General features: G+C 64.5%; 24 protein-coding genes and 2 tRNA genes. 12 read left to right on the top strand and 14 right to left on the bottom strand.

The annotated features are described in order from the left end of the window. The first annotated feature begins 39 nt into the window (after window positions 1-39). Window positions 40-1,419 carry a glutathione-disulfide reductase gene (gene gor, locus GGR13_RS04885; RefSeq protein WP_183212397.1) on the top strand — a complete coding sequence of 460 codons (1,380 nt, stop codon included), beginning with the start codon at window positions 40-42 and terminating at the stop codon, window positions 1,417-1,419. A gap of 70 nt (window positions 1,420-1,489) precedes the next feature. Beyond that, on the top strand, window positions 1,490-2,860 hold the full coding sequence (locus GGR13_RS04890) for a class II 3-deoxy-7-phosphoheptulonate synthase (RefSeq protein ID WP_183212398.1): 1,371 nt from the start codon (window positions 1,490-1,492) through the stop codon (window positions 2,858-2,860). Here GGR13_RS04890 and GGR13_RS04895 read toward each other — a convergent pair. Further along, a complete protein-coding gene (locus GGR13_RS04895) occupies window positions 2,838-4,073 on the bottom strand; it encodes an FAD-dependent oxidoreductase (RefSeq protein ID WP_183212399.1) in 1,236 nt (411 codons plus the stop codon). The genes GGR13_RS04890 and GGR13_RS04895 overlap by 23 nt on opposite strands. A gap of 111 nt (window positions 4,074-4,184) precedes the next feature. Here GGR13_RS04895 and GGR13_RS04900 point away from each other — a divergent pair, with 111 nt between their 5' ends. Both GGR13_RS04900 and GGR13_RS04905 read left to right on the top strand, forming a co-directional pair. Further along, window positions 4,185-4,766, top strand: a complete 582-nt coding sequence (locus tag GGR13_RS04900; protein WP_183212400.1) for a prephenate dehydratase domain-containing protein — start codon at window positions 4,185-4,187, stop codon at window positions 4,764-4,766. A 276-nt stretch (window positions 4,767-5,042) separates the two neighbouring features. Next, the gene (locus tag GGR13_RS04905) at window positions 5,043-5,804 is read left to right on the top strand and encodes a chorismate mutase (RefSeq protein WP_183212401.1); all 762 of its coding nucleotides are present in this window, start codon (window positions 5,043-5,045) and stop codon (window positions 5,802-5,804) included. Here GGR13_RS04905 and panC read toward each other — a convergent pair. After that, on the bottom strand, window positions 5,801-6,661 hold the full coding sequence (gene panC, locus GGR13_RS04910; protein ID WP_183212402.1) for a pantoate--beta-alanine ligase: 861 nt from the start codon (window positions 6,659-6,661) through the stop codon (window positions 5,801-5,803). The two genes, GGR13_RS04905 and panC, sit on opposite strands and share 4 nt — an antisense overlap. A 90-nt stretch (window positions 6,662-6,751) precedes the next feature. Between panC and GGR13_RS04915 the strand changes: the two genes are divergently transcribed. From GGR13_RS04915 to GGR13_RS04925, 3 genes are all read left to right on the top strand, one after another. Further along, window positions 6,752-7,366: a hypothetical protein gene (locus GGR13_RS04915; protein WP_183212403.1), complete on the top strand. Its 615-nt coding sequence runs from the start codon at window positions 6,752-6,754 to the stop codon at window positions 7,364-7,366. A 139-nt stretch (window positions 7,367-7,505) separates the two neighbouring features. Beyond that, window positions 7,506-8,339 (top strand): division plane positioning ATPase MipZ, encoded by an 834-nt coding sequence (locus tag GGR13_RS04920; RefSeq protein ID WP_183212404.1) that lies wholly within the window; start codon window positions 7,506-7,508, stop codon window positions 8,337-8,339. Window positions 8,340-8,346: 7 nt separating this feature from the next. After that, on the top strand, window positions 8,347-8,766 hold the full coding sequence (locus GGR13_RS04925) for a J domain-containing protein (protein ID WP_183212405.1): 420 nt from the start codon (window positions 8,347-8,349) through the stop codon (window positions 8,764-8,766). A gap of 9 nt (window positions 8,767-8,775) precedes the next feature. Here GGR13_RS04925 and xseA read toward each other — a convergent pair whose 3' ends face one another. The 8 genes from xseA to GGR13_RS04965 all read right to left on the bottom strand — a co-directional run bounded on the left by xseA (window position 8,776) and on the right by GGR13_RS04965 (window position 14,503). Beyond that, complete coding sequence (xseA, locus tag GGR13_RS04930) at window positions 8,776-10,356, bottom strand: exodeoxyribonuclease VII large subunit (RefSeq protein ID WP_183212406.1); 1,581 nt, start codon at window positions 10,354-10,356, stop codon at window positions 8,776-8,778. Window positions 10,357-10,403: 47 nt separating this feature from the next. Next, on the bottom strand, window positions 10,404-11,600 hold the full coding sequence (locus GGR13_RS04935) for a molybdopterin-binding protein (protein ID WP_183212407.1): 1,197 nt from the start codon (window positions 11,598-11,600) through the stop codon (window positions 10,404-10,406). Continuing rightward, window positions 11,597-12,079, bottom strand: coding sequence for a cyclic pyranopterin monophosphate synthase MoaC (gene moaC / locus GGR13_RS04940; RefSeq protein ID WP_183212408.1), 483 nt, complete (start codon window positions 12,077-12,079; stop codon window positions 11,597-11,599). The genes GGR13_RS04935 and moaC overlap by 4 nt, the downstream gene beginning before the upstream one ends. Continuing rightward, window positions 12,079-12,630, bottom strand: a complete 552-nt coding sequence (moaB, locus tag GGR13_RS04945; RefSeq protein WP_183212409.1) for a molybdenum cofactor biosynthesis protein B — start codon at window positions 12,628-12,630, stop codon at window positions 12,079-12,081. The genes moaC and moaB overlap by 1 nt, the downstream gene beginning before the upstream one ends. After that, entirely contained in the window at window positions 12,627-13,082 is a 456-nt protein-coding gene (locus GGR13_RS04950; RefSeq protein WP_183212410.1) for a molybdenum cofactor biosynthesis protein MoaE, read from the bottom strand. Before GGR13_RS04950 ends, moaB begins: the two co-directional genes overlap by 4 nt. A gap of 3 nt (window positions 13,083-13,085) precedes the next feature. Further along, window positions 13,086-13,325 carry a MoaD/ThiS family protein gene (locus tag GGR13_RS04955; protein WP_183212411.1) on the bottom strand — a complete coding sequence of 80 codons (240 nt, stop codon included), beginning with the start codon at window positions 13,323-13,325 and terminating at the stop codon, window positions 13,086-13,088. A 1-nt stretch (window position 13,326) separates the two neighbouring features. Beyond that, entirely contained in the window at window positions 13,327-14,361 is a 1,035-nt protein-coding gene (gene moaA, locus GGR13_RS04960; RefSeq protein ID WP_183212412.1) for a GTP 3',8-cyclase MoaA, read from the bottom strand. A gap of 67 nt (window positions 14,362-14,428) precedes the next feature. Beyond that, window positions 14,429-14,503 (bottom strand) — tRNA-Asn (locus tag GGR13_RS04965). Between the two features lie 62 nt (window positions 14,504-14,565). Here GGR13_RS04965 and GGR13_RS04970 point away from each other — a divergent pair. Further along, window positions 14,566-15,360 (top strand): TrmH family RNA methyltransferase, encoded by a 795-nt coding sequence (locus GGR13_RS04970; RefSeq protein ID WP_183212413.1) that lies wholly within the window; start codon window positions 14,566-14,568, stop codon window positions 15,358-15,360. A gap of 18 nt (window positions 15,361-15,378) precedes the next feature. Here GGR13_RS04970 and GGR13_RS04975 read toward each other — a convergent pair whose 3' ends face one another. Next, window positions 15,379-16,332, bottom strand: a complete 954-nt coding sequence (locus tag GGR13_RS04975) for a hypothetical protein (RefSeq protein WP_183212414.1) — start codon at window positions 16,330-16,332, stop codon at window positions 15,379-15,381. A gap of 333 nt (window positions 16,333-16,665) precedes the next feature. Here GGR13_RS04975 and GGR13_RS04980 point away from each other — a divergent pair, with 333 nt between their 5' ends. Then, a complete protein-coding gene (locus GGR13_RS04980; RefSeq protein ID WP_183212415.1) occupies window positions 16,666-17,874 on the top strand; it encodes a GAF domain-containing sensor histidine kinase in 1,209 nt (402 codons plus the stop codon). A gap of 92 nt (window positions 17,875-17,966) precedes the next feature. On the opposite strand, the gene GGR13_RS04985 is transcribed toward GGR13_RS04980, so the two are convergent. From GGR13_RS04985 to GGR13_RS04995, 3 genes are all read right to left on the bottom strand, one after another. Next, a complete protein-coding gene (locus GGR13_RS04985) occupies window positions 17,967-19,847 on the bottom strand; it encodes a methyl-accepting chemotaxis protein (protein WP_246347705.1) in 1,881 nt (626 codons plus the stop codon). Between the two features lie 321 nt (window positions 19,848-20,168). Further along, on the bottom strand, window positions 20,169-22,103 hold the full coding sequence (locus tag GGR13_RS04990; RefSeq protein ID WP_183212416.1) for a methyl-accepting chemotaxis protein: 1,935 nt from the start codon (window positions 22,101-22,103) through the stop codon (window positions 20,169-20,171). 648 nt (window positions 22,104-22,751) lie between these two features. Beyond that, window positions 22,752-22,825, bottom strand: a tRNA-Cys gene (locus GGR13_RS04995). A gap of 127 nt (window positions 22,826-22,952) precedes the next feature. Between GGR13_RS04995 and GGR13_RS05000 the strand changes: the two genes are divergently transcribed. The 3 genes from GGR13_RS05000 (at window position 22,953) to GGR13_RS05010 (ending at window position 25,957) form a co-directional block, all read left to right on the top strand. Next, a complete protein-coding gene (locus GGR13_RS05000; protein WP_183212417.1) occupies window positions 22,953-23,582 on the top strand; it encodes a protein-L-isoaspartate O-methyltransferase family protein in 630 nt (209 codons plus the stop codon). A gap of 130 nt (window positions 23,583-23,712) precedes the next feature. Continuing rightward, window positions 23,713-25,236: a TolC family outer membrane protein gene (locus GGR13_RS05005; RefSeq protein WP_183212418.1), complete on the top strand. Its 1,524-nt coding sequence runs from the start codon at window positions 23,713-23,715 to the stop codon at window positions 25,234-25,236. A 136-nt stretch (window positions 25,237-25,372) separates the two neighbouring features. Further along, window positions 25,373-25,957: a DUF2497 domain-containing protein gene (locus GGR13_RS05010; RefSeq protein WP_183212419.1), complete on the top strand. Its 585-nt coding sequence runs from the start codon at window positions 25,373-25,375 to the stop codon at window positions 25,955-25,957. Window positions 25,958-26,023 lie beyond the last annotated feature (66 nt).

A 26,023-nucleotide genomic window follows, 5' to 3' on the forward strand; every position in this document is an offset into this window, starting at 1 on the left:
TTGAGACTGTGTTTTTGCAGTCCCTGACCGGAGCTCCGCATGACGGCCTACGACTACGACCTGTTCGTCATCGGCGCAGGCTCCGGCGGTGTGCGGGCGGCCCGGCTGACCGCCCTGGGGGGCAAGCGGGTCGGCATTGCCGAGGAGCACCGCGTCGGCGGCACCTGCGTGATCCGGGGCTGCGTGCCCAAGAAATTCATGGTGATGGCGTCGGACTTCACCCACCAGTTCGAGACCGCCGAAGGCTATGGCTGGTCCGTCGAGGCCTCCTTCGACTGGGCGAAATTCATGGAGAGCAAGGACGTCGAGATCGCCCGCCTGTCGGGCATCTATGCCGCCAACCTCGGCAAGGCCGGGGTCGACCTGATCCATGGCCGCGCGGTGCTCAAGGACGCTCACACCGTCGAGATCCTGGGCAAGGACCAGACGATCACCGCCGAACGGATCCTGATCGCGACCGGTGGTCGCCCCTGGCTGCCAGAAGACCTGCCGGGGATCGAGCACGCCATTACGTCAGAGGAAGCCTTTCATCTGCCGGAGCTTCCCAAACGTATCCTGATTGCCGGCGGCGGCTATATCGCGGTCGAGTTTGCGGGCATCTTCGCCGGTCTGGGGGTCGAGACCACCCTGATCTATCGCGGGCCCAATATCCTGCGCGGCTTTGATGACGACGTCCGCGCCCATCTGGCGGGCGAAATCGAGAAACGCGGCATCAAGGTCATCCTGGGCTGCCAGCACACGTCGATCGAGAAGACCGAAACCGGTCTGCTGAACCGTCTGGAGAGCGGCCACGACATCGAGACGGACGTCGTCATGTTCGCCACCGGCCGCGTGCCGCACGTCCGCTCGCTCGGGCTGGAAACCGCCGGGGTCGAATTGAACGACAACGGCGCGATCAAGGTCGACACCCTGTCGAAGACTACTGCAGACAACATCTGGGCCATCGGCGATGTGACCGACCGGATGAACCTGACGCCGGTCGCGATCCGGGAGGCGGTTGCTTTTCACGAAACCGTCTATCGCGACAATCCCCAGCATTTCGACTACGAGGCCGTGGCCACGGCGGTCTTCAGCCAGCCGCCGGTCGGCATCGTCGGCCTGTCCGAGGGCGAGGCTCGGCGCACCTGCTCCAAGGGGATCGACGTCTATGTGACCCGGTTCCGGCCGATGAAATACGCCTTCACAGGTTCGGATGAGCGGATGCTGATGAAGCTGGTGGTCGATCAGGACACCCAGCGGGTGGTCGGCGTCCACATCGTCGGGCCAGAGGCGCCGGAGATGATCCAGCTTGCTGCCATCGCCGTGAAGGCCGGCCTCACCAAGGCCCAGTGGGATGCGACCTGCGCCGTTCACCCCACAATGGCCGAGGAGCTGGTGACGCTGAAAGAGAAACAGACGGCGTCGAGCGGGGCTGTGTGATCCGGGTGACAAACGTCGCAATTCTCGCAGTTTCGTTGTTCCGGGGCGGCGTCTGGCCTATTCTGTTGAAATGAACACGCGTTGGACCCCCGAAAGCTGGAGAAACAAGCCCGTTGTGCAGATGCCGACGGACTATCCGGATCCTGCTGCCCTAGCGGCCGTCGAGGATGAATTGCGGGCCCTGCCGCCCCTCGTCTTCGCTGGCGAGGCCCGGCGGCTGACCGCCAAGCTCGCCCAAGTCGAGGCCGGCGATGCCTTCCTGCTCCAGGGCGGCGACTGCGCCGAGAGCTTCAAGGAGTTCTCGACCGACAACATCCGCGACACCTTCCGCCTGATCCTCCAGATGGCCGTGGTGCTGACCTTTGCGGGCCGCAAGCCGGTCGTGAAGGTCGGACGGATCGCCGGCCAGTTTGCCAAGCCCCGGTCCTCCGGCATCGAGGAAATCGACGGCGTCACCCTGCCCAGCTATCGTGGCGACAACATCAACGGCTCGGCCTTCACGACCGAAGAGCGGGTGCCCGATCCCCAGCGCCTGCTGCGGGCCTACAACCAGTCGGCCTCGACCCTGAACCTGCTGCGGGCCTTTGCCGGCGGTGGCTATGCCGACCTTTACAACATCCATCGCTGGACCCTCGGCTTTGCAGATAACGGGGCAGGGGCCCAGTACCGCGAACTGGCCGAGAAGATCACCGAGGCCCTGGCCTTCATGGAAGCGGTCGGCGTCACCCCCGAGACCCATCCGGATCTCAGCCGCGTCGAGGTCTTCACCTCGCACGAGGCCCTGCTGCTGAACGTCGAGAGCGCCCTGACTCGCCTGGATGGCGGCTCCGGCGAATGGTTCGATACCTCGGCCCACATGCTCTGGATCGGCGAACGTACCCGTCAGCTGGACGGGGCCCACGTCGAGTTCATGCGCGGGATCCGGAACCCCATAGGAGTGAAATGCGGACCGACCATGGAGCCGGACGACCTCCTGCCCCTGATCGACGCCCTGAATCCGGACAACATCCCGGGCCGCCTGACCCTGATCGGCCGCTTTGGTCACGACAAGGTCGGCGACCGTCTGCCGCGCCTGATGAAGGCCGTGAAGGCAGCAGGCAAGCGCGTCATCTGGTCGATCGATCCGATGCACGGCAACACCCTGAAGGCCGGCAATGGCTACAAGACGCGGCCCTTCGATCGAATCCTGGGCGAGGTGAAGACCTTCATCGATGTCGCTGAGTCCGAAGGGGTTCATCCCGGCGGCGTTCATCTGGAGATGACCGGCCAGAACGTCACCGAATGCCTCGGCGGGGCCCAGGCCGTCACCGAGGACGACCTGTCCAGCCGCTATCACACCCACTGTGACCCTCGCCTGAATGCCGACCAGGCCCTGGAACTGGCCTTCCTTGTGGCCGAACGGCTGAAATCGGGCCGGATCAGGCAGGCAGAGGCGGCCTGACGGACGGGAACAGCGGCGCGACACGAGAAATCGTTGCCTCTGCCTCGGCCCGGTCAGGGGTCTCGTCCTCGCTGCCATAGCCGACCATGTCGCCGCCTCGGGTGTTCTGGACGACGATCCCGTCCGGCCTCGGGATGACGGCCACGCCCGCGTAGAAGAGCGAGTAGTCGACCTCGGGCTGAGGGGCTAGCCAGGCGATCTGTCCCCGCACCGGGGTCATAGTCCGGTCGTGCCAGAGTGCTCTGGCCCCATAGCCGGTGCAGTTGATGACGACCTTCTCATCCAGGCTTGCGATCTCGGTGGGTGCATGAAACTCGCGGGTCTCGATGCGGCCACCCCCCATCTGGAACTCGGTCATCAGCCGGTGGGCCAGTTCGGTGATATTGAACTGCAGGCCCGACCCGAACCGGGCTGAGGCGATGCCGGGAAAGGGCGTCTGCTCGACAGGGATCGCGACGCTGCGGGGCACGATGTCGTGCAGGCGCTCTCCGTATTCGGCAAACCGGATTTCCGGCGGCCCCGGTTTGTCCTCTGCCTTTTGCGCTGCCTGCGGTCCCGGGTTCGCCCTTGCCAGGATGTAGCGGTCCTGGAACACGACGGGGTCGCCCTGGGTCCCCAGATAGGTCTGGTGGGTGGCGAAGGACTCTCTCGACATCCGCTCCCACAACGCCGGGAAGTCCGGGTCGACCTTGTCGGCGTCGGCGATGCGGCTGTCCGGCGTCCAGGTGCCGGTCGCGCGCATGGAGCGGGTGAAGGGCGTTCGCTCCCTCGCGTAGATCACGACCCGCGCGCCCAGCCTTTGCAGTTGCAGCGCGGAGGTCAGGCCCAGTGCCCCGCAACCGATCACGGCGATCTCGGGCGATCCGTTCTCACCGCTGAGCGCCATGGCTTTTCTGGCCGCAATGCCGCTGGATCCCCACGACAGGGACCACCCGCTGCCGCCATGGCCATAGTTGTGAACCACGAGCGTCTCGCCGACGCGCTCGACGTCGAGCCTCGGACCGGGCGCCCGGAAAGGCCGGGTGCAGACGGTAATCCGGATGATCCGTTCCGGTGCCATCAGGATCGGCGCGATCCGGCGGGCCGTGAACGCCGGGCGCGGCGCCAGACCCGGTCTCGCGGATGTGGTGCAGGCGGACAGGGCTCCCTGACCCAGAAAGCCACCCAGCCCGGCCAGAACAGCGCGTCGATGGTTCAGGATCGCACCAGGCATCGATTCCCCCCTCCCATCGCCTGCCGACCCTGGATCGGCCGCGACCTCGACGCCACATCGTCGCATGATCCAGTTTGCGGACTAATCCCGCGATTGTCTAAGGGATGAGACATGGAAAAGATCGGTCAGCCCGAGAATGACGATACCGCCGGACGCGTGGCCTATCAGGGGGCTCCCGGATCCTTCAGTCACGAGGGCTGTGTTGGCCTGCGGCCCTGGGACGTCCATGTGCCCTTCACGAGTTTTGCCGAGGCGATCGAGGCCGTTCGCTCTGGCGACTGCGACAGCGCCCTGATCCCGGTCGAGAACTCGACGATCGGCGTGGTCGAACCGGCGGCAACCCTCGTCCGCGAGTCCGGACTGGAGGTCCTCGCCGAGGTCTGGCGTCCGATCCGGCTGGCCCTGATGGCGATCGAAACGACCTCGCTGGGGCACGTCCAGACGGTCGAAAGCCACCCCGTCGCGCTGCGCCAGTGCGAGCATCAGATCAGGGCCCTCGGGGTAAAACCGGTCGAGGTCTTCGACACCGCCGGAGCCGCCCGCGCCGTCGCCGAGGCTGGTGACCCGACCCGCGCAGCCCTTGCCCCGATGGGGGCCGCCGAGGTCTATGGCCTGTCCATTCTGCGCAACGACCTTCAGGATTCGCCCGAAAATCGCACGCGTTTTGTGCTGATCGGAGCACCAAAGGGTTGACGCCGCACGATTGTTGCGTGTCTTAAGGCTGCCCGGATCGCTGCGATCCGATGATTGGACCCATCCATGTCCCCGCTACGCGCTGACGCTTCTGTTCTTTCGCTCCGCTCGCGCTCGGCTACCCTTTATTTTGGCTATCGTTTTTACGGCTTTCGATACGCCGGCTGAGGCCTCGAGCGCTCCTCGCTCCTGACAGCCTCGCCGGCGACCGCTCTGGACCAGAGCGGCGGCGCGCCCCTGCACCCCATCGAAACCGAATGATCGAAAGCCCATCCCATGTCCCAAGCGAATCTCCAGCGAGTCTGGCCTGAAATGACCGAAGACCTGTCTCCCGAGCAGATGGCCCTCGCCGCCCTGCGTGCCGAAATCGATGCCGTCGATGATGAGCTGCTGCGTCTGTTCCAGAAGCGACTCTCCATTGCCGCACGCGTCGGCCACGCCAAGGACGCCCCGCACGGCCCCCACACCAAGCTTCGTCCGGACCGTGAGCAGCGGGTGATGACGCGGATGCTGTCCGGTGCCGAGCCCGAGAACGTCGATGCCGTGCGCGGTCTGTGGCGCGAGATCGTTGGCTGGGGATTGGCCCGTCAGGGCCAGCTTCAGGTTCACGTCTGGGCTCCGACCGATCCGACGCGTCACTTCGACGGGGCCCGCCAGCGGTTCGGCATGGCAGCGGCAATTCGCATGGTCCGGGACCCGCAGGCCGCCCTGCGGTTCGCGGCCGAGGGACTCGGCGTCGCGGTTCTGGCGGTCAACACGGACGACCCCTGGTGGCTGGGCCTGAGGCGCGAATGGTCAAGCCTTTCGGTGTTCGAGGGTTTCGGTGGCGAGGTGCCGACGTCGCTGGCTGTCGGCAAGATCGACCCGGCAGCCTTGCCGCAGGGGCGGCGTGTCGTGGTGACGGCCGGCGGCGACGCGGGCGACGGTGGCGGTGCCCGCCGTTGGGGGATCAACACCCATCACGGCTGGACCCTGGCCCTGACCGACGCCCAGCTGACGCCGGGCGAGGCCGAGGGCTGCGTGGGGGCGATTGGCTAGACCGGCAGGTTGTCGATCAGCCGGGTCTTGCCCAGCCAGGCCGCCGCCAGGATGCGAGCCGGGGCATCGACCGGGCCCTTGAACCTTGCCAGATCGTCGGCTCGCCGGACGGCAACATAGTCGACCTGGCGAAAACCGGCGGCCAGCAGGGCGTTCGTTGCAGTATCCTCTGCGAGCGCGATCGGCGTGTCGGCAGACACAGCGGCTGCGGCCTCGGCGAGGATGCCGTTCAGCTGCCGCGCGACGGCCAGTTCGGCCTCACTGAGATAGGCGTTGCGCGACGACAGGGCGAGGCCGTGTCCGTCCCGAAGGGTCGGGCTGCCCACGATCCGTGTCGGGATATCGAGGTCTGCGGCCATGCGCCTGACCACCAGCAACTGCTGGTAGTCCTTCTCGCCAAACACGGCGACGTCGGCCTGGACCTGGTTCAGCAGCTTGGCCACGACGAGGGCGACCCCCCCGAAGAAATGGGGGCGGAAGTCGGTTTCCAGCCCCTGCGAAGGACCGTCAACCTCGATCCGGGTGCTTGAGCCCTCGGGGTAGATTTCCGACACGGTCGGCGCGAACAACAGGTGGCATCCGGCTTCCGTCAGAAGCGTCGCGTCGCGCGCCTCGTCGCGAGGGTATGTGCCGAGGTCCTCGTGCGCCGCGAACTGCGTGGGATTGACGAATACGCTGGCGACAACGCGATCCGCGCGCTCTTTCGCCTCTGCGACAAGTGTCAGATGTCCCTCGTGCAGCGCCCCCATCGTCGGCACAAATGCCACGCCAAGCCCCTGACGTCGCCATTCGCGGACGGTCGCACGCAACGACTCGACCGTCCGCGCAATGGGTAGGGAGGGAGGCGTTGCGGTCATGGTTTCCACGTTAACTCTGAAGCTTAAGCCTGTTTGTGCACCAGGTTTCAAAGCCCGGTCGCTAGGGTCGGGGTTATGACGTCCAGCAGAATGCTTCGTCCAGCCCTGGTTTGCCTCCTCGCCCTGTCGGGGACGGGATGCACCATGGTGGAAGGCGATCCCCATCGATTCGAGAAGCTGGCACAGGGAATCGCCGACATCCCGGTGGACGGGCGAGGGTCCTTGCAACGCTCGTCCGCCGAAGCGGGTCTCAGGCCTGCGGTGCGGGTCGAACTGCTCGACCCCCATGATCTTTGGGATGCCCGTGACGGTTTCATTGAAGAGACCGTCAATCGCGCCGCTCCCGCGGTCGTGGAGACGGCTGCGCCGATCGTGGTGAAGGCCGTCACGGAGCGGGCCGGGGCGTCCTTGTTCGACGATGCCGGCCGGACAGACGGCCTGCGTTCTGCTCTGATCCCTGAAAACAGGCATCGTACGATCCAGCTCGGAGCCTATTCCAGTGAGAGCGCAGCCCGCGCAGCCTGGCGTGGCTTCTCCAGCGGCGAGGCAAGTCATGTGCTGGAGGATCTCCAGCCTCGCTATGAACAGGCCCAGGTCAGCGGGCGCGCTCTAGTCCGTTTGAAGGTTTCGGCCCCCGTCGACCGGGTCGGAGATATCTGCCAGTCGACCCGGATCGACGCGCCCTGGTGCGCACCAGTGGCTTGAAGGCGGGCCAGCGGGGCATCACTGCGTTTCGCACAGGTGTTTGCTAACCGTTTGTTGACGTTCGCTCTGCGTGGCCCGATTCTGCCCGAACAAGAGGACGCTTCGCGAATCGCGGCGTCACAGCCATCGGGTTCAGACCATGACGCAGCCGCAGGTCATCGTGATCGGCAACGAAAAGGGCGGGGCGGGTAAATCCACCCTGGCCATCCACATCGTCACCGGCCTGCTGCATGCGGGAAAGCGGGTTGCGATCATCGATCTGGACCTGCGCCAGCGGTCGATGGCCAAGTTTTTCGCCAACCGTCTTGCCTGGACGGCGGCCAATGGATTTCCCCTGCCGCAGCCGGTCGAGCCGGATATGGGCGACGGGACGAAACTGGCCAAGGCCGATCCTGCCGAGCAGATGGAACGGTTCGATGCCGCCTTCGCAGAGGCCCGGACCGTGGCCGATGTGATCGTCATCGACACCCCGGGCGGCGACACGACCCTGTCACGGGCTGCCCACGCCCGCGCCGACCAGATTGTTACCCCGATGAACGACAGCTTCGTGGATTTCGATCTGCTGGGTCAGGTCGATCCGGTCACACTCGATCTGTTGAAGCCATCGATCTATTCGGAAAGCGTCTGGGAGGCACGCAAGCACCGGGCAATCAACGAAGGCCGACACGCCGCGATTGACTGGATCGTCATGACCAACCGTCTCGCTGTGGCCGAGGCCCGGAACCGCCGTCGTCTCGACGAGAAGCTGAGCAAGCTGGCCAAGCGGGTGGGTTTCCGGGTTGGGCCGGGTCTGCGCGACCGGGTCATCTATCGCGAGCTGTTTCCCTTCGGCCTGACGGTCGCGGACCTGTCCAACGAGATCCGGCCCGTAGCGGTGTCTCTGGCCCATGTCGCGGCGCGGCAGGAGCTGCGGAACCTGATGCAGGCGCTGGGTCTGGATGATGTCGTCGCTCCCCTGAACGCTGCGGCTTGAGCCTGACATGTTCCTGATCGCCGCGGCTCTGGCGGCGCTCGCCGTCTGGGCCCTGGTGCGGCTGGGCCGCCAGACTGAAGGACCCCGTCGAGGGCAGTGGCGCATTGCGGCGACCCTTCTGGCGACCGCCCTGCTTGGTGGCGGTGCGCTGGCCCTGTCACGAGGTGCCTATATCCCGGGCGGCGGGATGATCGCCGTGGGGCTCTATCTCGTGGTGGCCTCGCGCATCCGTTCACTCCCGGTCCGTCGCGAGGCTGTCGATGAGGCGGAAGCGCGGTCGATCCTGGGCGTGGGGCCTGACGCGACCCCCGAGGCGATCAATGCCGCCTGGCGCAGGCTGATAGGCAGGGCGCACCCTGACCAGGGCGGAACCGAGGGTCTGGCAGCCCGGCTGAACGCCGCGCGCGATCGTCTGCTAAGTCGCTGAAGGTCAGCCTCAGAACAGGCTGCCCTGATCGGTTCCGCCTGCCTTGCGGGCAGCTGGACGGGCGGTGCCCCCTTCCACGACAGCACCCTTCTGGCCATCCGCAAAGACGATCTGCACGGCCAGTCCCGGAGACAGGGTTGCCGCGCTGGCGATCATGGTGCCATCCATGGCTTCGATGCGTGCAAACCCGGGTTTGGGCGTTCGCGGATTGAGGGTCGATAGAGCCCGCGACAGGGCTGACAGACGGATCTCTGCCTTTTCCAATGATGCAGGCAGGGGGCGTGCCAGCCGGGCAGCGACGGCGTCAAGGCGGGCCTGACGCTGGTCGATCCGCCGGTGGACGGGTTCGAGGGTCAGGCGAGCAGATACTTTCGCCAGACGACGCTCGTGGGCAGAAGCATTGGCCTGAAGACCGGCCGCCAGACGGTGCGAAGCAGCCTCCAGCCGGTCAGAGCGACGCTCGATCGCGCGATCCAGCAGGGCGCGCGTCAGACGCCCGGATCCCGCCAGGAGGCGTCGCTCGTGCAGTGCGGTGTTTCGGTTCAGGCCCGAAGCCAGGCGGCTGGAGGCGTGATCCAGACGCTGCTGTGCCAGGGCCACCAGCTCCTCCGGGCGGGCCGGCAGACCTCGCGCGACTGCGCGAAGACGGGTTCGGCGGTCATCCAGCAAGCGGGCACCCGCTCTTTCCAGCCGGCGTTCGAGATCTCCGACCATCAGCCGCAGATCAGCCAGCACCGGCGTCGCGATCTCGGCGGCCCCGGTCGGGGTCGGGGCGCGGCGGTCCGAAACGAAGTCGATCAGGGTGGTATCGGTCTCGTGGCCTACGGCCGATATGACGGGTATCGTGGCCGCGGCGACCGTCCGGGCCAGTCCCTCGTCGTTGAAGCACCACAGGTCCTCGACGGAGCCGCCGCCGCGCGCAACGATCAACAGGTCCGGCCGGGGGATCGCCCCGTCGCGCGCCATGGCGTCGAAGCCTCGAATCGCTGTCGCTACCTGCCCACTCGCTGCGTCACCCTGGACGACCACGGGCCAGACGATGACCCGGCAGGGCCAGCGTTCTGCGATCCGGTGCAGGATATCGCGAATGACGGCTCCGGTCGGGCTGGTGATCACCCCGATGGTTGCAGGAAAGGCCGGGATCGGGCGTTTGCGTGCCGGGTCGAACAGGCCCTCACCGGACAGGCGGACCTTCAGCCGCTCCAGCTGGGCCAGCAAGGCCCCTGCACCGGCGGCTTCCATGGTCTCGATGACGATCTGGTAGGAGGACCGGGCCGGATAGCTTGTGATCTTGCCGGTGACGATGACCTCGAGCCCGGATTCGGGCTGGACGCCCAGTGCCCGGACCTGCCCTTTCCACACGACCCCATCGATCGCCGCCTTGTCGTCCTTCAGTGTCAGATAGACATGGCCCGAGGCGTGGCGGTTCACCTTGGAGATCTCGCCGCGCAGCCGGACGTGGCCGAATCGATCCTCGAGCGTGCGCTTCAGGGCGAAAGACAGCTCGGTGATCGACAGCGGCGGATTGTTGTCCCGGGCGGGGGCCGCGGTTTCGACCGGCTCGGCAAAGACATAGTCGTCAGAACTCATGACGTCAGCATAGACCGCGTCGTCGCCTTCGAGAACGCCTGTTGCCGCTAAAGCGTCGGACCCAGCACGCTGACAGCGGCGCCCGCTTCTGCAGACGAAGCATGGGGTTGTCGACGGATCAGGGCATTGGCGGCCGCCATGACCGTGACCAGCGACGAATCCTGATCGGGGAAGGGCGTGACCTGCAGGCGGCCATCGGGTCCCGGTGTGGCGCGGGCGCGAAGGTAGTGATCGCGCGGGCCATTGGCGGCTAGTGGAGCGGTCAGGAAACCCGTCTGGAACCGGCTTTCGACCGTGGCGCCCTGCAGCCTGGCGAGGATCGGAGCCAGAAACAGCTCTGCACAGACCAGCGCCGATGCCGGATTGCCGGGCAGGCCGAGGACCAGACGACAGTCGGGCAGGGTGGCGAACCACACCGGCTTGCCAGGGCGCATGGCGACGCCCTCGACCCGGATCGTGGCTCCGAGGCTGCGCAGGGCCGGCTTGACCCGGTCGTGGTCTCCGACCGATGCCCCGCCGATCGTGACGAGGACGTCGAACGTCGCAGCCGTGACCGCCTTGATGATCGCATCATCCGTGTCGGCAGCGCTGGCCAGCCGGATCGGGGTCGCAGCATGACGCGCGGTGAAAGCGGCGAGGGCGGGTGCTCCGGCATTGAAGATCTGGTCCGGGCCGATGGACTGTCCGGGCTCAACCAGTTCGTCACCGGTCGCAAGGATGGCGACGACAGGCTTTCGCCCGCAGGTCAGCGTCGCCGCTCCCGCCGAGGCGGCCAGCGCCAGCTGCCAGGGGTTAAGCCGGATGCCCGCAGCCAGCAGCCGGTCGTGTTTGACAAAGTCGCAGCCTTGACGACGGATGTGCCCGGCGGTGGCTGAGCCCCGAAGGAAGAGCCTGTCAGCCTGACGTTCGGCGTCCTCCTGGATCACGACGTGATCGGCACCAGAGGGCAGGGGCGCGCCCGTCGAAATGCGCACGGTCTGGCCGCGACCGACCGAATCAGCGAAGCCCCGCCCGGCCGCACTCTCGCCGACGATGGTCAGGACTGCGCCCGGAGCCACATCAGCCGTCTGCATCGCCCAGCCGTCCATGGCCGAGGCATCGAAGGGGGGCTGGTCGCGGGTCGCCAGCACGTCTGCCGTCAGCCAGCGGCCGTCAGCTTCGGAGATCGCGACCATCTCGAACGGCAAGGGCTGGATGGCATCCAGGATGATCGCCAGCGCGTCCTCGACGGTCGGCAGGCTCACGCCCGGGTCCAGTCGCCGGAGGCTCCACCCGACTTGGCGACCAGCCCGACCGCCTCGATCGTCATGCCGCGATCAACGGCCTTGAGCATGTCGTAGAGCGTCAGCAGGGCGACGGTAACTGCCGTCAGGGCCTCCATCTCGACCCCGGTCTGGCCTTTGACCCGCGCCATGGCCGTGACCTGGAGGCCCGACCCGTCTGGCGAGGCCTCGACCGCCACCTTGACCGATGTCAGCATCAGCGCGTGACACAGCGGGATCAGGTCGCTGGTTCGCTTGGCGGCCATCACGCCGGCGATCTCGGCAACGGCGCGGACGTCGCCCTTCTTCCCCTTGCCGGACAGGGCGAGGGCTAGGGTCTCCGGGGCCATGACGATCCTCCCCGCGGCTGTGGCTTCGCGGGTCGTCACGGCCTTTTCAGAGACATCGACCATACGGACGCGGCCCTGTTCGTCGACATGGGTGAGGCGCTCGCCGGCCATCAGACTTCGCCCAGCCGGGGCATCAGTTCGACCATGTTGCAGGGGCGATGGCGGCTGTCGAGCTGCCAGCGGATGACCTTGTCCCAGCCGTCCCTGACCGCGCCATTGGACCCCGGCAGGCAGAAGACGAACACGCCGTCGATGATCCCGGCCGTGGCGCGGGACTGCAGGGTCGACAGGCCGACCGTCTGGTAGCTGACGGTATGGAAGATGACGGAAAACCCGTCGATGCGCTTGTCGAACAGCGGCTCGAGGGCTTCCGGGGTCACGTCGCGGCCGGTCAGGCCCGTGCCGCCGGTCGTCACGATGGCATCGGCCTCGCCCGCAGCAATCCACTGGCGAACCTGATGGCGGATGGCCTCGATGTCATCGGAGACGATGGCGCGTGCGGCACAGGCGTGACCAGCCGAGGCGATGCGTTCGGCCAGGATTGCGCCCGAGGTGTCGCTCTCCTCGTCGCGGGTGTCGGAGACCGTCAGCACCGCGATCCGGATCGGGGTGATGGGCTGATCGAGCAGCTTTCCGGCGGGGGCGGGCAGGGTGTCGGTCATTCGGGCTGTATCCATCGGGCGGCGTCGGCGTGATCTTCGGGGCGGGCCTCGATCCAGCGGCTGCCGTCCGGGCCATCCTCCTTCTTCCAGAAGGGGGCATGGGTCTTCAACTGGTCCATCAGGAAATCGGCCGCCTCGAAGGCCGACCGGCGATGGACGGCGGCGACGGCGACGAAGACGATCGGCTGCCCGACCTCGACCACGCCCCAGCGATGGACGGCCAGGACGTCGATCACGTCAAACCGGGCACGGGTCTCGGCTTCCAGTTCCGCCATGACCTTTTCCGTCCAGCCCGGATAGGCATCCAGCGTCAGTCGCGATACCGGCTGGCCCGACGTGGCGTCGCGGGTCAGGCCGGTGAAATTCACGACAGCACCGGCATCACCGCGATTACGCACGAACTCGGCCAGCAGTGCGCCGGGGTCGATGGGCGTGTCTTCCAGCCTGACCACAGCTCAGCCGCCACTGACAGGGGGAACGAAGGCCACCTCGTCATCCGGAGCCAGGATGACGTCGGTCCGGACCATGGTCTGGTTCACCACGGCAAACACGCCGGGCCGGGATAGCCGTTCCCCCAGGACAGCGTCCTCCGTCATCAGGAGATCTGTCAGCGCTGACAGGCTGGTTGTGTCGATCTCACGCGTTCGCCAGCCAGCCAGATCCTGAAGGACTCCGAACATCAGGACGCGCGCCATCCTAGCCGCCTGTCATCGACATGGGGCGCTGGACCGCAGGTAAAGCGCCCCGGATGGGCAGGGTGAAATCATGGCTCCCCGGCTTGCGGGCGATGGCGTTGCGGATGGCCTCCCGGATCGGCGCGTCATCCTCGGGGTGATCGCGCAGCAGGGCGCGTAGATCGGCATGGTCATCCTGTCCGAGGCAGAGGAACAGGGTCCCGGTGCAGGTCACCCGAACGCGGTTGCAGGTCTCGCAGAAGCTGTGGGTCAGGGGCGTGATGAAGCCCAGCGTCCCGCCCGTTTCCTGCACGGTGACATACCGTGCCGGGCCTCCGGTCTGTCTTGCCTGTGGCGTGAGGGTCCATCGTCCTTCCAGATCCGTCCTGACCATCGAAAGGGGCAGGAACTGATCTGTCCTGTCCGCCTCGATCTGGCCCAGCGGCATGGTCTCGATCAGGGTCATCTCCATGTTGCGGGCATGGGCCCAGGCAATCATGTCGGGCAGGGCGTCGGCATTGTCATCCTTCAGCGCCACGGTGTTGATCTTGATCTTCAGTCCCGCCGCGCGCGCCGCTTCCAGTCCCTGCAGCACTGCGCCGAGATCCCCGCCGCGGGTGATTCGTCTGTAGGTGTCGGGGTCAAGGCTATCGATCGAGACATTTATCCGGGTCACGCCATATCGGACCAGGGCGTCGGCATGGGTGTAAAGCTGCGTCCCGTTGGTCGTCAGGGTCAGCTCCTGCAGTTGCCCGCTTCGCAGGTGACGGGACAGGCCTGAGACCAGGTCAAGGAAGCCCTTTCGCAGGAGCGGCTCTCCACCCGTCAACCGGAGCCGGCGTGTGCCGAGGTCGACAAATGTGGAGCAGAGCCGGTCGAGTTCCTCGATGGTCAGGAGTTCAGCGCGCGGCAGGAAGGTCTGCCGCTCGGACATGCAATAGGTGCAGCGCAGGTCGCATCGGTCCGTGACCGACACCCGCACATAATCGATGACGCGACCGAACGGGTCCGTCAGGACGGTGGTCGGGGTGATCATGTCGGCAACAGACGTCTTCATGCGATCGGTAGCTCGTCGTACGTATCGTACGGCCACTTTGTTACATCGGATCGCTGAAATCCCCGAGTGGCTCCGCGGGTAGGATTCGAACCTACGACCAGCCGATTAACAGTCGGCTGCTCTACCACTGAGCTACCGCGGAACAGACACTCGGGAGGCGCGCCTATAGCAGCGGCGCTCGACGTCGTGCAACGATAAATGCGCATGATACCGATCGAAATCCAGAACCCCGCCGATCCCCGCATCGCCGCCTATCGCGACATCAGGGAACGGGACCTGACCGGGCGGCAGGGTCTGTTCGTGGCGGAAGGCGAGGTCGTCCTCCGGACTCTGCTTTCGCCAGCCTCTCTTTGCCGTCCCGTGTCGCTTTTGATGGCAAAGAAACGGCTGTCGCGTTTCGAAGCCGTGATCCCGGAAGATTTGCCCGTGTTCGTTGCGGATCAGGAGGTGCTCGATGCCATTGCGGGCTTTCATCTGCATCGGGGCCTGCTGGCGGTGGGTCAGAAGCCAGTCGCTCGTCCGGTCGAGGATCTGCTTGCGGATGCAGGAGATGACGCCGTGATCCTGGCAGCCATCGGGATCGGCAATCACGACAACATGGGCGGCCTTTTTCGCAACGCTGCAGCTTTCGGAGCGGCGGGTCTGTTGCTCGATGACCGCTGCTGTGACCCGTTCTATCGCAAGGCCATCCGGGTATCGGTGGGAGCCGTGCTCCGGGTGCCGCATGCCGTGTCAGGGACGGGTGAGGCGATCGTTACCCGACTGGAGAAGAACGGGTTCGAGGTTATCGCGCTGACGCCCGGGGCGACCGAGCCGCTGTCCGGCCTGAAACCTGGCGGGCGACGGGCAATCCTCGTGGGGTCGGAAGGTCCGGGCCTGCCGGAAACCCTCATGAAGCGATGCCGTGCCGTTGCTATCCCGATGTCTGGCGGTTTCGATTCGTTGAATGTCGCCGTGACAGCTGCCATCGCCCTGCACCAGCTGACCCGGTCGGCCTGAGCCGGCGAACCGCTGACCTCAGCGTTCCAGCATGTTCAGTGTCAGCCCGTGGTCTTTGCCGCGCACGATGACGCCCGCGTAGAAGAGCTTCCAGACGAGCTGACGCGTGCTGACGGTGGTGCGGTTCTGGAAATCGTTCCATCGACCGAGCAACTCAGGATCTTCCAGCGCGATGTCGCGCCCCTCTCGATGGCGAACGACGATCCCGGAAGTCTCGAGCCGAACCACCTGACGCCGAACGGTCTCGTCCGGCAGTTGGGTAAATCTGGACAACTCGGCAACCGTCACGGGCCCCACGGTCGCGTTGATGACGGGAATTCGCCCGCCGAGGTCCGGCGTCTCCGGCGACGCTCTCAGGGCCGCACCCGATAGGTGAAAGAGCGCGAGAAGAATGTAGTGGTTCGTCAGGCTGAGTTGAGGGTTCAGCTCGCGGACATAGTCTATACCCCGCAGGACATGGCTCGTCGCTAGTCGGGTCGCGACGCCACCGACCGCCCAGGGCGGTGTCGCCATTTGGTCACCCTTGAGGACACCACAGGCCTCAAGCGCTGCGAGACCATTGATGAACTCCGAAATAGCCTGAAGAAACGTTCGCATGCCACCCAGGAATGGTTCCGAGGTGATGATCTCGCTTCGAATAATCACTCCACCGTCCCGCTTCTCAAGCAGGCCCCGTTCGAGCAGTGCAGCGAGCTTTATACGTGCTGTTTCTCGGGGTATACCCAGCGAAAGTGCGACACTCATCGCATTGACAGGCCGTCGCGCATCATCCGGGATCCCACCGGGTTCCATGAAGCGCCGAAGCTCTTCGGGTTGCTGCTGAGTGTACTCGACATTGGCGCTCAGGACACCGGCCACCAAGAGTGCGGATATCAGGTCCTGTTCGATCCAGGTTCTGGTTGCCTGGATGAACTCAAGCGACAACTTGACGTTAAGCCAGGTTATCTGAGCCGCGCGAATACGGGCAGTCATTTATGTTGTTCGCTTGTTCAGGCTTTGACCGTCTGTGTCTGTTTGAGATCGATTGCGCTGTCCATGGGGGCGCTGCCCAAAATGGGGGATAAACGCGCTGAACGGAGAGATCTGGGCGGGATTTTCGGCTCTGAGCGAAGAATTTCGACACTGCACAAGGCGCGATCCCCCGATTGGAGGCAGGCTCCGGCGGGCGGCCTCGTAGGCCAACCATGTACCTGAAAAGTTTATAGTTTGTAATCTCACGTAACTGTGTTTTGATGTTGCCAACGTGTGCCGGGTCGAAAGCTTCGAACCAAGGCGCAGCATGGGCGGAAGGGCAGGGCTTTGACGATGACTGAGAAGTCTTCCGACGGCCCAGACGTGGCTGCCGAGCTTGCGGCCGGACTTGGGGGCGTCACGGCTGTCAAGGGAATACTTGACATCATCTGTCGGTCGACAGGCATCGGGTATGCTGCCGTCTCGACGATCCGGGACGATCGATGGATCGCCTGTGTTGTCAGGGACGATGCTGGCTTCGGGCTGAGTCCAGGAACAGCGCTCCCTATCGAAACGACACTTTGCGGTGTGGCTGCGCGATCAGGCGATCCTATCCTGATCGACGACGTTGAGACCGACCCGGTCTTCGCCGATCACGCTATTCCCAAGGCATTCGGTCTCAGGAGCTACGTGTCCTTTCCCATCGTCCGCTCAAATGGCGAAGTGTTCGGAACCCTGTGTGCCTTGGATACTCGCCCCAACTTTGTCTCGTCGGTCGAGACCCGTGAAATGTTCCGGCGTTTCGCCGAACTGATCGCCTATCACGTCGATGCGGTTGATCGCGCCGAGCACAGCGAGGCCAGCCTTGCCCGCGAGCGTGAGACGGCCATTCTTCGCGACCAGTTCATTGCGGTCCTCGGACATGATTTGCGAAACCCCGTGGCTGCCGTTGAAGCCGGGATAAATCTTCTCAGCCGTTCCGACCTCTCATCCCGGGACAGGCTGGTCGTGAGCCAGATGAAGACCACGACAGACCGTATCGTGGGCCTCATAGATGACGTGCTGGATTTTGCCCGGGGGCACCTTGGCGACGGCCTTCACTTGAAGGTCCGGGGCGATCAGCATCTGCGACCCGTCATCGAGCAGGTCATTGACGAGCTTCGGCAGGCGAATCCCGATCGCAAAATCCTGTCGACCATCTGTCTGGACGGGCGGGTCGAAGGCGATCCTCAGCGAATCGGTCAACTCCTGTCCAACTTCCTCGGCAACGCCATCTTCCACGGGGCGGTCGACAAGGACGTGGAAGTTCGTGCCGAGATGCGGGATGGCAGTTTTGTCTTGTCGGTCTGCAACGGCGGCAATCCTATCCCTCCCGAGGCAATGGCCACCCTGTTCAAGCCTTTCACGCGCGGTGTGCAGCACAAGGGTGGTGGGGGCCTGGGTCTCGGGCTGTACATCTGCGCCCTGATCGCCGACGCCCATGAAGGAACGCTTCACGTCCAGTCCGACGAATCCGGAACCTGTTTCGAATTTCGAAAGCCTCTTGCGGTGACAGGGACCTGAATGAGCGCGCGCCTGCTTCAGCGCGGCGCGAATCTCACCTGAACCCAGGCCAGAGGTGCTGCTGGCCCCACGGTCAGGCCAGCCGCTTGAGATCAGCACGCTTCCAGCGGGTCGAGCTTGAGCGCTGCGTTGCCGATTGATCGCAAGGCCTGACGAGCAGGCGCAGTCGGTACCTCTGGGACATTTTCGTCGATGCCTTGATGGGCTGCGTGAACGGGATTGGCACCGTTCGCCGCCTCGCAGGAGTGACCGCCAATCTGGAAGCGCTTGACCAGATTGCCGAGAGTCAGCGACTCCCGCGTGAGATTCTGACTGGCGGCCGTGGTCTGTTCGACCATGGCCGCATTCTGTTGCGTGACCTGATCCATCTCGTTGATCGCAGTGTTGATCTCGCTCAGACCGGTCGCCTGTTCCTTCGAGGCCTGCGCCATCGCCTGGACCAGCCCGTCGATATGGGAGAACTGTGAAACGACCTCGGTCAGTGCCTCGCCCACCCTGGCGACCAGTCCAACGCCGCTCTGGACGCTGTCCGAGGATTCCGCGACGAGGGTCTTGATCTCCTTCGCCGCTTCGGCGGATCGCTGGGCGAGAGCCCGGACTTCCTGCGCCACGACGGCAAAGCCCCGTCCGGCATCACCAGCCCGTGCGGCTTCGACGCCAGCGTTCAGAGCCAGCAGATTGGTCTGGAAGGCGATCTCGTCGATCACACCGATGATCAGGCCGATCTCGCGAGACGAGCTGTTGATCCGCTTCATGGCTTCGACGGCCTGGGTGGCCACCACACTCGATGTATCAACCGTCTGCCGGCCCTGTGTAACCGCGACCTGAGTGTCTGCAGCGTTGTGCGCTGTCTGGCGCATCGTGGCGGTCACTTCGTCGAGTGCCGCTGCTGTCTGTTCGAGACCAGCGGCCTGACGTTCCGTGCGGCGCGACAGGTCGTCTGCAGCCGAGGATATCTCGTGCGCACCGCCCTCGACCGCAGTGGCGACCTCGATCACATGGGAGATTGTCTCCTCCAGCACCTGAAGGGAGTCATTGAAGTTGATGCGGAGGGTTTCGAACTCCGGCGGGAAAGTGACGTCGATGCGATGCCTCAAGTCGCCAGAGGCCAGGCCTTTCAGACCGGCATCGAGCGCAGCGACAACCCGATCGCGGCTCTCGGAACTGGCGGCGATTTCAGCGGCACGGCGCTCGCTTTCCGACTGGTTCTGGACCTCTTGCTGTCGCTCGCGCGCGGCGCGGCGTTCCAGAACGGCTTCGCGAAAAATCCCGACGGACCGGGCCATGTCGCCAATCTCGTCGCGGCGTCCCTGGTGGGGGACGTCCTGTTCGTAATTGCCGTCCGCGAGCAGACCCATATAGGCCGTCATGCTCAGGATTGGCGTGACGACCTTGGCCCGAAGCATCAGCAAGCCACCGATCACGACGGCCAGCATCAGGGCCGATGCTGCGGCGAGCAGGATGAAGATCACCTGGCTGGTCTTGTCGGCCTTTTCGACATACCCCGCCGCTGACGCCGTCGCCTGTACCGAGAGTTCGTCGATGATGGCGCGATGCGCGCTATAGGCCTCGGTCAGGGAACGGATCGCAGCGTTGATAGCCACTGTGTCGCCTGCCTTCAGCGCGGGCAGGTATCGCTGGTCAAGAATCGTCCAGAACTTTTTCACCTCGACATCAGAGCGATCAAGGTTGGAACGAATGTCTGCAGGCAGGTCGACCGTCCGCCAGAAGGTATCGCGGGCCTCGTAAGCCGTGTGGAGGCCGTCGAGCGTTTCTGCATGCAGGGCTGCATTGACGGGCTCGTCGGCCCCTCGATGGGCAACGAGCAGCGATTCCACGAGATACAGCGGTGGAGGCAGTATGTCCGCGAGGAGCATGTCAGCCTCGGTCCGCTGCTGGGATAGGGGACCCCCGACCCGCAGTTCCATGAGAGAGAAGACCGCCATCCCCGTCGCCAGCATGAAAGCCAGCATCAAGGATGCTGCAAAGAGCCTAAGTGCCCATGCAATTCGAATTGCCATCGAGCGCCTCCCCATTTCTGGGAGACGATCGTGTAACGATGCTCTTAAAAAATGAGTAACGAGGTTAACGCGGCTGTTTCGGAACCCGAACAGCACTCAACAGCGCGCTCAACCCAATGTCGGTTCGAGCTTCTGAGCTCGTAAGCCTTGTCGCCCTGTCCGCAACTGGCAGACGCGCACTTGGCTTTGATGCCGTCGACCGGGCGGCGGCAATCCTGGGATCAGACGCGCAGACCTTGTCGCAGAGGCAAAGGTCCGGCCCGCCGGGTCAGATCAGAACTCCTCCCATTCGTCGGCCTTGAGTGCCGTATTGCCGATCGAACGCAGGGCTGGACGGGCAGGGGCCTGCGTTCCAGGTCTAACCCGCCGCTCGATGCTGTCCTGAGCGGCGTGCACCGGATTGGCGTGACGCACGGCAGGGGAGGCCTGGCCATTGATCTGGAAGCGCTTCACCAGATTTCCAAGGTTCAGCGACTCTCGCGTGAGGTTGTGGCTTGCGGCTGTTGTCTGTTCGACCATGGCCGCATTCTGTTGCGTAACCTGATCCATCTCGTTGATCGCAGTGTTGATCTCGCTCAGACCGGTCGCCTGTTCCTTCGAGGCCTGTGCCATCGCCTGGACCAGCCCATCGATGTGGGAGAACTGTGACACGACCTCGATCAGGGCCTCGCCGACCTTTGCAACCAGTCCAACGCCGCTCTGGACGCTGCTTGAGGACTCGGCGACGAGGGTCTTGATCTCCTTGGCGGCTTCGGCGGATCGCTGCGCGAGAGCCCGGACTTCCTGCGCCACGACGGCAAAGCCCCGGCCGGCATCACCGGCCCGCGCGGCCTCGACGCCAGCGTTCAGAGCCAGCAGATTGGTCTGGAAGGCGATCTCGTCGATCACACCGATGATCAGGCCGATCTCGCGAGACGAGTTGTCGATCCGCTTCATGGCTTCGACGGCCTGGCTGGCCACGACACTGGAGTTCTCGACGGTTTGCCGGCCTTGGGTCACGGCAACCTGGGTGTCGGATGCGTTGTGCGCTGTCTGGCGCATCGTAGCGGTGACTTCGTCAAGTGCCGCTGCAGTCTGTTCAAGGCCAGCGGCCTGACGTTCCGTGCGGCGCGACAGGTCGTCTGCAGCCGAGGATATCTCGTGCGCACCGCCCTCGACCGCGCCGGCTCCTTCGATCACCTGAGCGATCGTCTCCTCCAGCACCTGAAGGGAGTCATTGAAGTTGACCCGCAGCGTCTCGAACTCCGGCGGGAAGGTGATGTCGATGCGATGTCTCAAGTCGCCAGAGGCCAGGCCCTTCAGGCCAGCATCGAGCGCGGCGACAACCTGGTCACGGCTTTTGGCCTCGGCGGCGATTTCAGCCGTGCGCCGCTCGGCCTCGACGACGCTACGGGCGTCGTCTTCCTGCTGTTGTTCGCGTGCGGCACGACGCTCCAGCACAGCTTCACGGAAGATGCCGACGGATCGGGCCATATCGCCGATTTCGTCGCGGCGCCCCTGGTGAGGGACCTGTTTCTCGTAATTTCCGTCCGCCAGCTGGCCCATGTAATTCGTCATGCTCAGGATCGGCGTGACGACCTTGGCCCGGAGCAGTAGCAACCCACCGATCACCACGGCCAGCATGACGGCCGAAGCCGCCGCAAGCAGGATGAAGATCATCTGGCTGGTTTTGTTGGCCTTCGTAACAATGGCTTCAGCGGATGCTGTGGCCTGGACCGCGAGTTCGTCGACGACGGCCCGATGAGCGCTGTAGGCTTCGGTCAGGACCACAATCGAGGCATTCATGCCTGCCACGTCGCCGGCTCTCAGGGCCGGCAGGTATTGCTGGTCGACAATTCGCCAGAACTTCTTCACCTCGACGTCAGAGCGATCCAGATTGGCGCGAATGTCGGGGGCCAAGTCCACGGTCCGCCAGTAGGTGTCACGGGCATCATAGCCAGCGCGCAGGCTCGCCAGTGTTTCAGCGTGCTGTTGCGCCTTTGCGGGCTCCGTCGCCCCACGATGTGCCACCAGCAGGGATTCCACAAGGTAGAGCGGTGGCGGCAATATATCTGCCAGCAGAATGTCGGCCTGCGTGCGTTGCTCTGACAGCGGGCCTCCGACACGCAGTTCCATCAAAGAAAAGACGGCCATTCCGGTCGCCAGCATGAAGGCCAGCATTAACGCTGCCGCAAAGAGCCGGAGGGCCCCCGAAATCCGAATTGCCATCGTTTGCATCCTGTTATCGTGCCGGCAAATAGAACGATGTTATTAAAAAACGAAAAACAGATTTTCTACTAAAAGATCAGCCAGTTTTTGAAAAACAATCGCTGGTCCGTGAAAATTAATAGTAAATATGGCTGGTTAATACGCAGAATGCTTACGCGCAGACAATAGAGCGCCTGATGTTTCTTTGAAAAACGCGAAAACACGAAAAGTGATCTATCAGGTGATCAGCACCAACGCGAACGCAACACCGAATACTCTGAAACCGAGTCCGCAGAAGATAACCGTGAAAACCTATACGAGTTCACGGTCTGAACTGAACAATCCTGCGTTTGAATCACTCTCGATACTGGGACGCATACGCTTGACGATGCTGGTCTGGTGACACAGCAAGACGTCCCTTGTCTGTTTGTGTTCGCCGGTGCTGTCCACACCGTCGGTACCTGAAATGGGGATAGAGAAGCGAGGCGGACAAAAGGACGCGCAACCTCTCAAATGAGGTTTCAGGCTGACGACGCTTGTGCTGAGCAGGTGGCGTTGCTCGATGTTCGCGATACGCGAGCAATCGGTCGATGGAAACGTCGTCATCCGCAAGAACGGAGCGCTGTGTTGCACGCCAGGTCGTCGAGGACGACTGTCGACAGTCGCGATTGGAGGCCTGACCGGGAATCGAACCCGGGTGCAAGGATTTGCAGTCCTCTGCGTAACCACTCCGCCATCAGGCCATTGGGGTCCGTCGGAGAACCCCTCGATCGCGAGGGGCGTTCGCTATCAGATCGGATTGTCCCCTGCAACGCGCGGACCTATAAGCGCGTCCGATTTCTGACTTTCCCGGCTTTCAGGATGCCTACCATGAACGTTTCCGCTGCGCGCAAGATCATGGTGGACTCACAGGTCCGCGTGAATGACGTGACCGACCGCGCCTTGCAGGCGGCCATGCTGGTGGTGCCGCGCGAGCGTTACTGCGCCCCGGATCGCGCCCATGCTGCCTATGCCGAGGTCGAGGTCGAGATCGCCGGCTCACGCCGCCTGATGCAGGCGCGTGATGTGGGCAAACTTCTGCAGGCGCTGGCGGCGCGTGAAGGCGAGACCGCGCTGGCGATTGCGGCACCCTATGCCGGTGCGGTGCTGGCGCAGATGGGCCTCAAGGTCACAGTCCAGGAAGCCGATCCGTCAGTCATGGCCGTGGTCGAGGCAGGGCTCGCGGAAGCCAGCGTCGAAACGGCGGTCGCTCCGTTCGATGCACCCGCCGGATCCGGGTTTGATATCCTGATCTGCGAAGCCGCCGTGGCGCACAGACCCGACGCATGGATCGCGGCCCTGAAGGACGGGGGCCGCATGGTTCTGGTCGAGCGGGCGGGGCACGGTGGCAAGGCTGTACTCTATGTCCGGGGCCGCGAAGGCGTGTCGCGCCGCGAACTTTTCGATGCGGCTCCGCCGATGTTGGCGGATCTGGCCCCGGCGCCGGTTTTTGCGCTTTAGGATTGAAGGCGCGACGGACGTGGCGTGCCGTCGCGTGAAAAAAACTTAACTGGCGTTCGGCCAGTGTCGTCGTCACTACATCCTCAGTGATACTCTCGCGCGTCAACGATGCGTGTCTCGGGAACTGCTCATGCTGAATCGCTCGCGCGCGCTCGCCACAGTCGCTCTGGTCGCCCTGACTGCGGGGATGGCCGCTCCTGTCTGGGCCGACACGCTGCAGGAGGCGATCGCGCTGGCCTATCGCACGAACCCGACCCTGCTCGCCCAGCGGGCCCAGCAACGGGCTCTGGACGAGAGCGTGCCGCAGGCGCGGTCCGGGCTGCGGCCGACCATCGATCTGTCCGCCAGCGCGTCCTACACCCGAACGGACTCCGAGGCGGGTACGCGTGATCTGGACGGCGACGGCGTGCCCGAAACGATCCCTGGTGGCGTGACCGAATCAGACAATGGCGGTGTCTCTGTCGGCCTGGCGCAGAACGTCTGGACAGCCGGCCGGGTCGGTCGCCAGATCAATGTCGCCGAGGCCAACGTCCTGGCCGGGCGCGAGAACCTGCGCTCCATCGAGCAGCAGGTGCTGGCGTCGGTGATCCAGACCTATGTCGACGTTCAGCGCGACATGGAGATCCTCCGCATTCGCCAGGAAAACATCGCCGTCCTGCGCCGGCAACTCGAGGAGTCCAGTGCGCGGTTCGAAGTGGGTGAAATCACACGCACAGACGTCGCCCAGTCCGAATCGCGCCTTGCCCAGTCGGAAGCCGATCTGGCTTCGGCCCAGGCTCAGCTTTCCGTCTCGAGGGCAGCCTATTCTGCTGTGGTCGGCCAGGCGCCGGCCGACATGGAAGTGCCGCCACCCTTGCCGGGGGTTCCGACTGATTTTGAAGCCGCAATGGATATCGGCCTGGTGGAGAACCCGAACGTCCGGGCTGCGCAGTACCAGTTGCAGGCTGCGGAGGCCCAAGTGGCTGCCGCTCGGTCGGAATATCTGCCATCGGCCCGTTTGACCGCGTCCTACGGCGGGTCCGACGAGCTTTCAGGTTTCAATCCCGGCGCGCGGACGAGCTTCCAGGCAGGGGCCTCGATCTCCGTGCCCCTGTTCACCGGCGGGCTGAACCAGTCGCGGGTGGCCCAGGCACTCGAGCGTGCGAATGCCGCCCAGATCGGGGTCGAGGGCGAGCGCCGAAATGTGCTCCAGGATGTCAGCAGTGCCTTCGCGCAGGTTGTCTCTGCCCGCGCAACCGTTGCCGCCGGCAACGAGGCCGTGCGGGCAGCCACGGTCGCCGCCGAGGGCGTACGTCAGGAAGCCCAGGTCGGACTGCGCACGACGCTCGACGTCCTCAACCAGGAACTGGAACTGCGGGCGTCCCAGGTGACCCTCATCAGCGCCCGTCGCAACGAATATGTCGCGCAGGCACAGCTCCTCGCGGCCATGGGACGGCTCGAGGGGGGCGACCTGGTGCCGGGGATCGAACAGTATGACCCGGAAGCGAACTACAAGGTCGTCCGCAATCGCGGAGCCCTGCCGTGGGACGGGATTATCGAATCGATTGATCGGCTTGCCGCGCCACCGATCGTTCCCGCTGCTGATGCGCCGGACGCCCCGATCGATCAGCAACTGAAGTCGGAAGTCGTCCAGACCGCTCCGTCAGCGGATTAGGCGGCCCCGAAAAACGCCCGTTGATTCCGCGTGGCGTTGATGCGACGACAGGCGTGTGGGGAAGGGGCGGTTCGGTCGCCCGGACCTCGATCTAATGCGGATCCCGCATCCCGTTCGTGCTCGACCGAGGTTACCAATGACTGATCCGACCGCCCCGGAACCGACGATGGAAGAGATCCTGGCGTCGATTCGCCGGATCATCTCTGAAGACGACGCCCCCGCTGCTGCTCCGGAGCCCGAGCCCGTCGCAGCCGCAGCGCCTGCGCCCGAGCCTGTGGCAGCGGAGCCGGCGCCGGAGCCGGTCGATGTGGCACCGGCCCCCGAACCGTTTGTCGCCGAGCCCGAACCTGCTGATGACGATGTGCTGGAACTGACGGATCGTTACGAGGAAGCCTCGCCCGAGAGCATAGGCGATTTGGATTTCGCTTCTCCGGAGCCCGCACCGCCCGTGCCATCCGCATATGACTCGCTGGTGGGTGACAGTGCGGCCGCGAGCGCAGCCTCTGCCTTCGCGGGCCTGGCCGCCAGCTTCAAGGCCCCCGAGCCAGCACCTGCAGCACGCAATCATGACCTGAACTTCGCCAGTGGCGCGACGGTGGAAGGCATGGTCGCCGAGATGTTGCGGCCGATGCTGAAGGATTGGCTGGACGCCAATCTTCCGGGGATCGTGCAGACGGCGGTCCAGAAGGAAGTCGAACGCATCGCCCGTAGCGCCGGCTAGCTTCACCTGCGATCCGATCAAGGCTAGATCATTTCAGGGCGGCTCCGGTGGGGCCGCCCTTTCGCA

It is taken from the genome of Brevundimonas variabilis (assembly GCF_014199945.1).
Lineage (GTDB): Bacteria > Pseudomonadota > Alphaproteobacteria > Caulobacterales > Caulobacteraceae > Brevundimonas > Brevundimonas variabilis.

Bases quoted from the DNA above. Each gene is read 5' to 3' on its own strand.
- gor (WP_183212397.1), top strand. From the start codon at position 40: ATGACGGCCTACGACTACGACCTGTTCGTCATCGGCGCAGGCTCCGGC.
- GGR13_RS04890 (WP_183212398.1), top strand. From the start codon at position 1,490: ATGAACACGCGTTGGACCCCCGAAAGCTGGAGAAACAAGCCCGTTGTG.
- GGR13_RS04895 (WP_183212399.1), bottom strand. From the start codon at position 4,073: ATGCCTGGTGCGATCCTGAACCATCGACGCGCTGTTCTGGCCGGGCTG.
- GGR13_RS04900 (WP_183212400.1), top strand. From the start codon at position 4,185: ATGGAAAAGATCGGTCAGCCCGAGAATGACGATACCGCCGGACGCGTG.
- GGR13_RS04905 (WP_183212401.1), top strand. From the start codon at position 5,043: ATGTCCCAAGCGAATCTCCAGCGAGTCTGGCCTGAAATGACCGAAGAC.
- panC (WP_183212402.1), bottom strand. From the start codon at position 6,661: ATGACCGCAACGCCTCCCTCCCTACCCATTGCGCGGACGGTCGAGTCG.
- GGR13_RS04915 (WP_183212403.1), top strand. From the start codon at position 6,752: ATGCTTCGTCCAGCCCTGGTTTGCCTCCTCGCCCTGTCGGGGACGGGA.
- GGR13_RS04920 (WP_183212404.1), top strand. From the start codon at position 7,506: ATGACGCAGCCGCAGGTCATCGTGATCGGCAACGAAAAGGGCGGGGCG.
- GGR13_RS04925 (WP_183212405.1), top strand. From the start codon at position 8,347: ATGTTCCTGATCGCCGCGGCTCTGGCGGCGCTCGCCGTCTGGGCCCTG.
- xseA (WP_183212406.1), bottom strand. From the start codon at position 10,356: ATGAGTTCTGACGACTATGTCTTTGCCGAGCCGGTCGAAACCGCGGCC.
- moaC (WP_183212408.1), bottom strand. From the start codon at position 12,079: ATGGCCGGCGAGCGCCTCACCCATGTCGACGAACAGGGCCGCGTCCGT.
- moaB (WP_183212409.1), bottom strand. From the start codon at position 12,630: ATGACCGACACCCTGCCCGCCCCCGCCGGAAAGCTGCTCGATCAGCCC.
- GGR13_RS04955 (WP_183212411.1), bottom strand. From the start codon at position 13,325: ATGGCGCGCGTCCTGATGTTCGGAGTCCTTCAGGATCTGGCTGGCTGG.
- moaA (WP_183212412.1), bottom strand. From the start codon at position 14,361: ATGAAGACGTCTGTTGCCGACATGATCACCCCGACCACCGTCCTGACG.
- GGR13_RS04970 (WP_183212413.1), top strand. From the start codon at position 14,566: ATGATACCGATCGAAATCCAGAACCCCGCCGATCCCCGCATCGCCGCC.
- GGR13_RS04975 (WP_183212414.1), bottom strand. From the start codon at position 16,332: ATGACTGCCCGTATTCGCGCGGCTCAGATAACCTGGCTTAACGTCAAG.
- GGR13_RS04980 (WP_183212415.1), top strand. From the start codon at position 16,666: ATGACTGAGAAGTCTTCCGACGGCCCAGACGTGGCTGCCGAGCTTGCG.
- GGR13_RS04985 (WP_246347705.1), bottom strand. From the start codon at position 19,847: ATGCTGGCTTTCATGCTGGCGACGGGGATGGCGGTCTTCTCTCTCATG.
- GGR13_RS04990 (WP_183212416.1), bottom strand. From the start codon at position 22,103: ATGGCAATTCGGATTTCGGGGGCCCTCCGGCTCTTTGCGGCAGCGTTA.
- GGR13_RS05000 (WP_183212417.1), top strand. From the start codon at position 22,953: ATGAACGTTTCCGCTGCGCGCAAGATCATGGTGGACTCACAGGTCCGC.
- GGR13_RS05005 (WP_183212418.1), top strand. From the start codon at position 23,713: ATGCTGAATCGCTCGCGCGCGCTCGCCACAGTCGCTCTGGTCGCCCTG.
- GGR13_RS05010 (WP_183212419.1), top strand. From the start codon at position 25,373: ATGACTGATCCGACCGCCCCGGAACCGACGATGGAAGAGATCCTGGCG.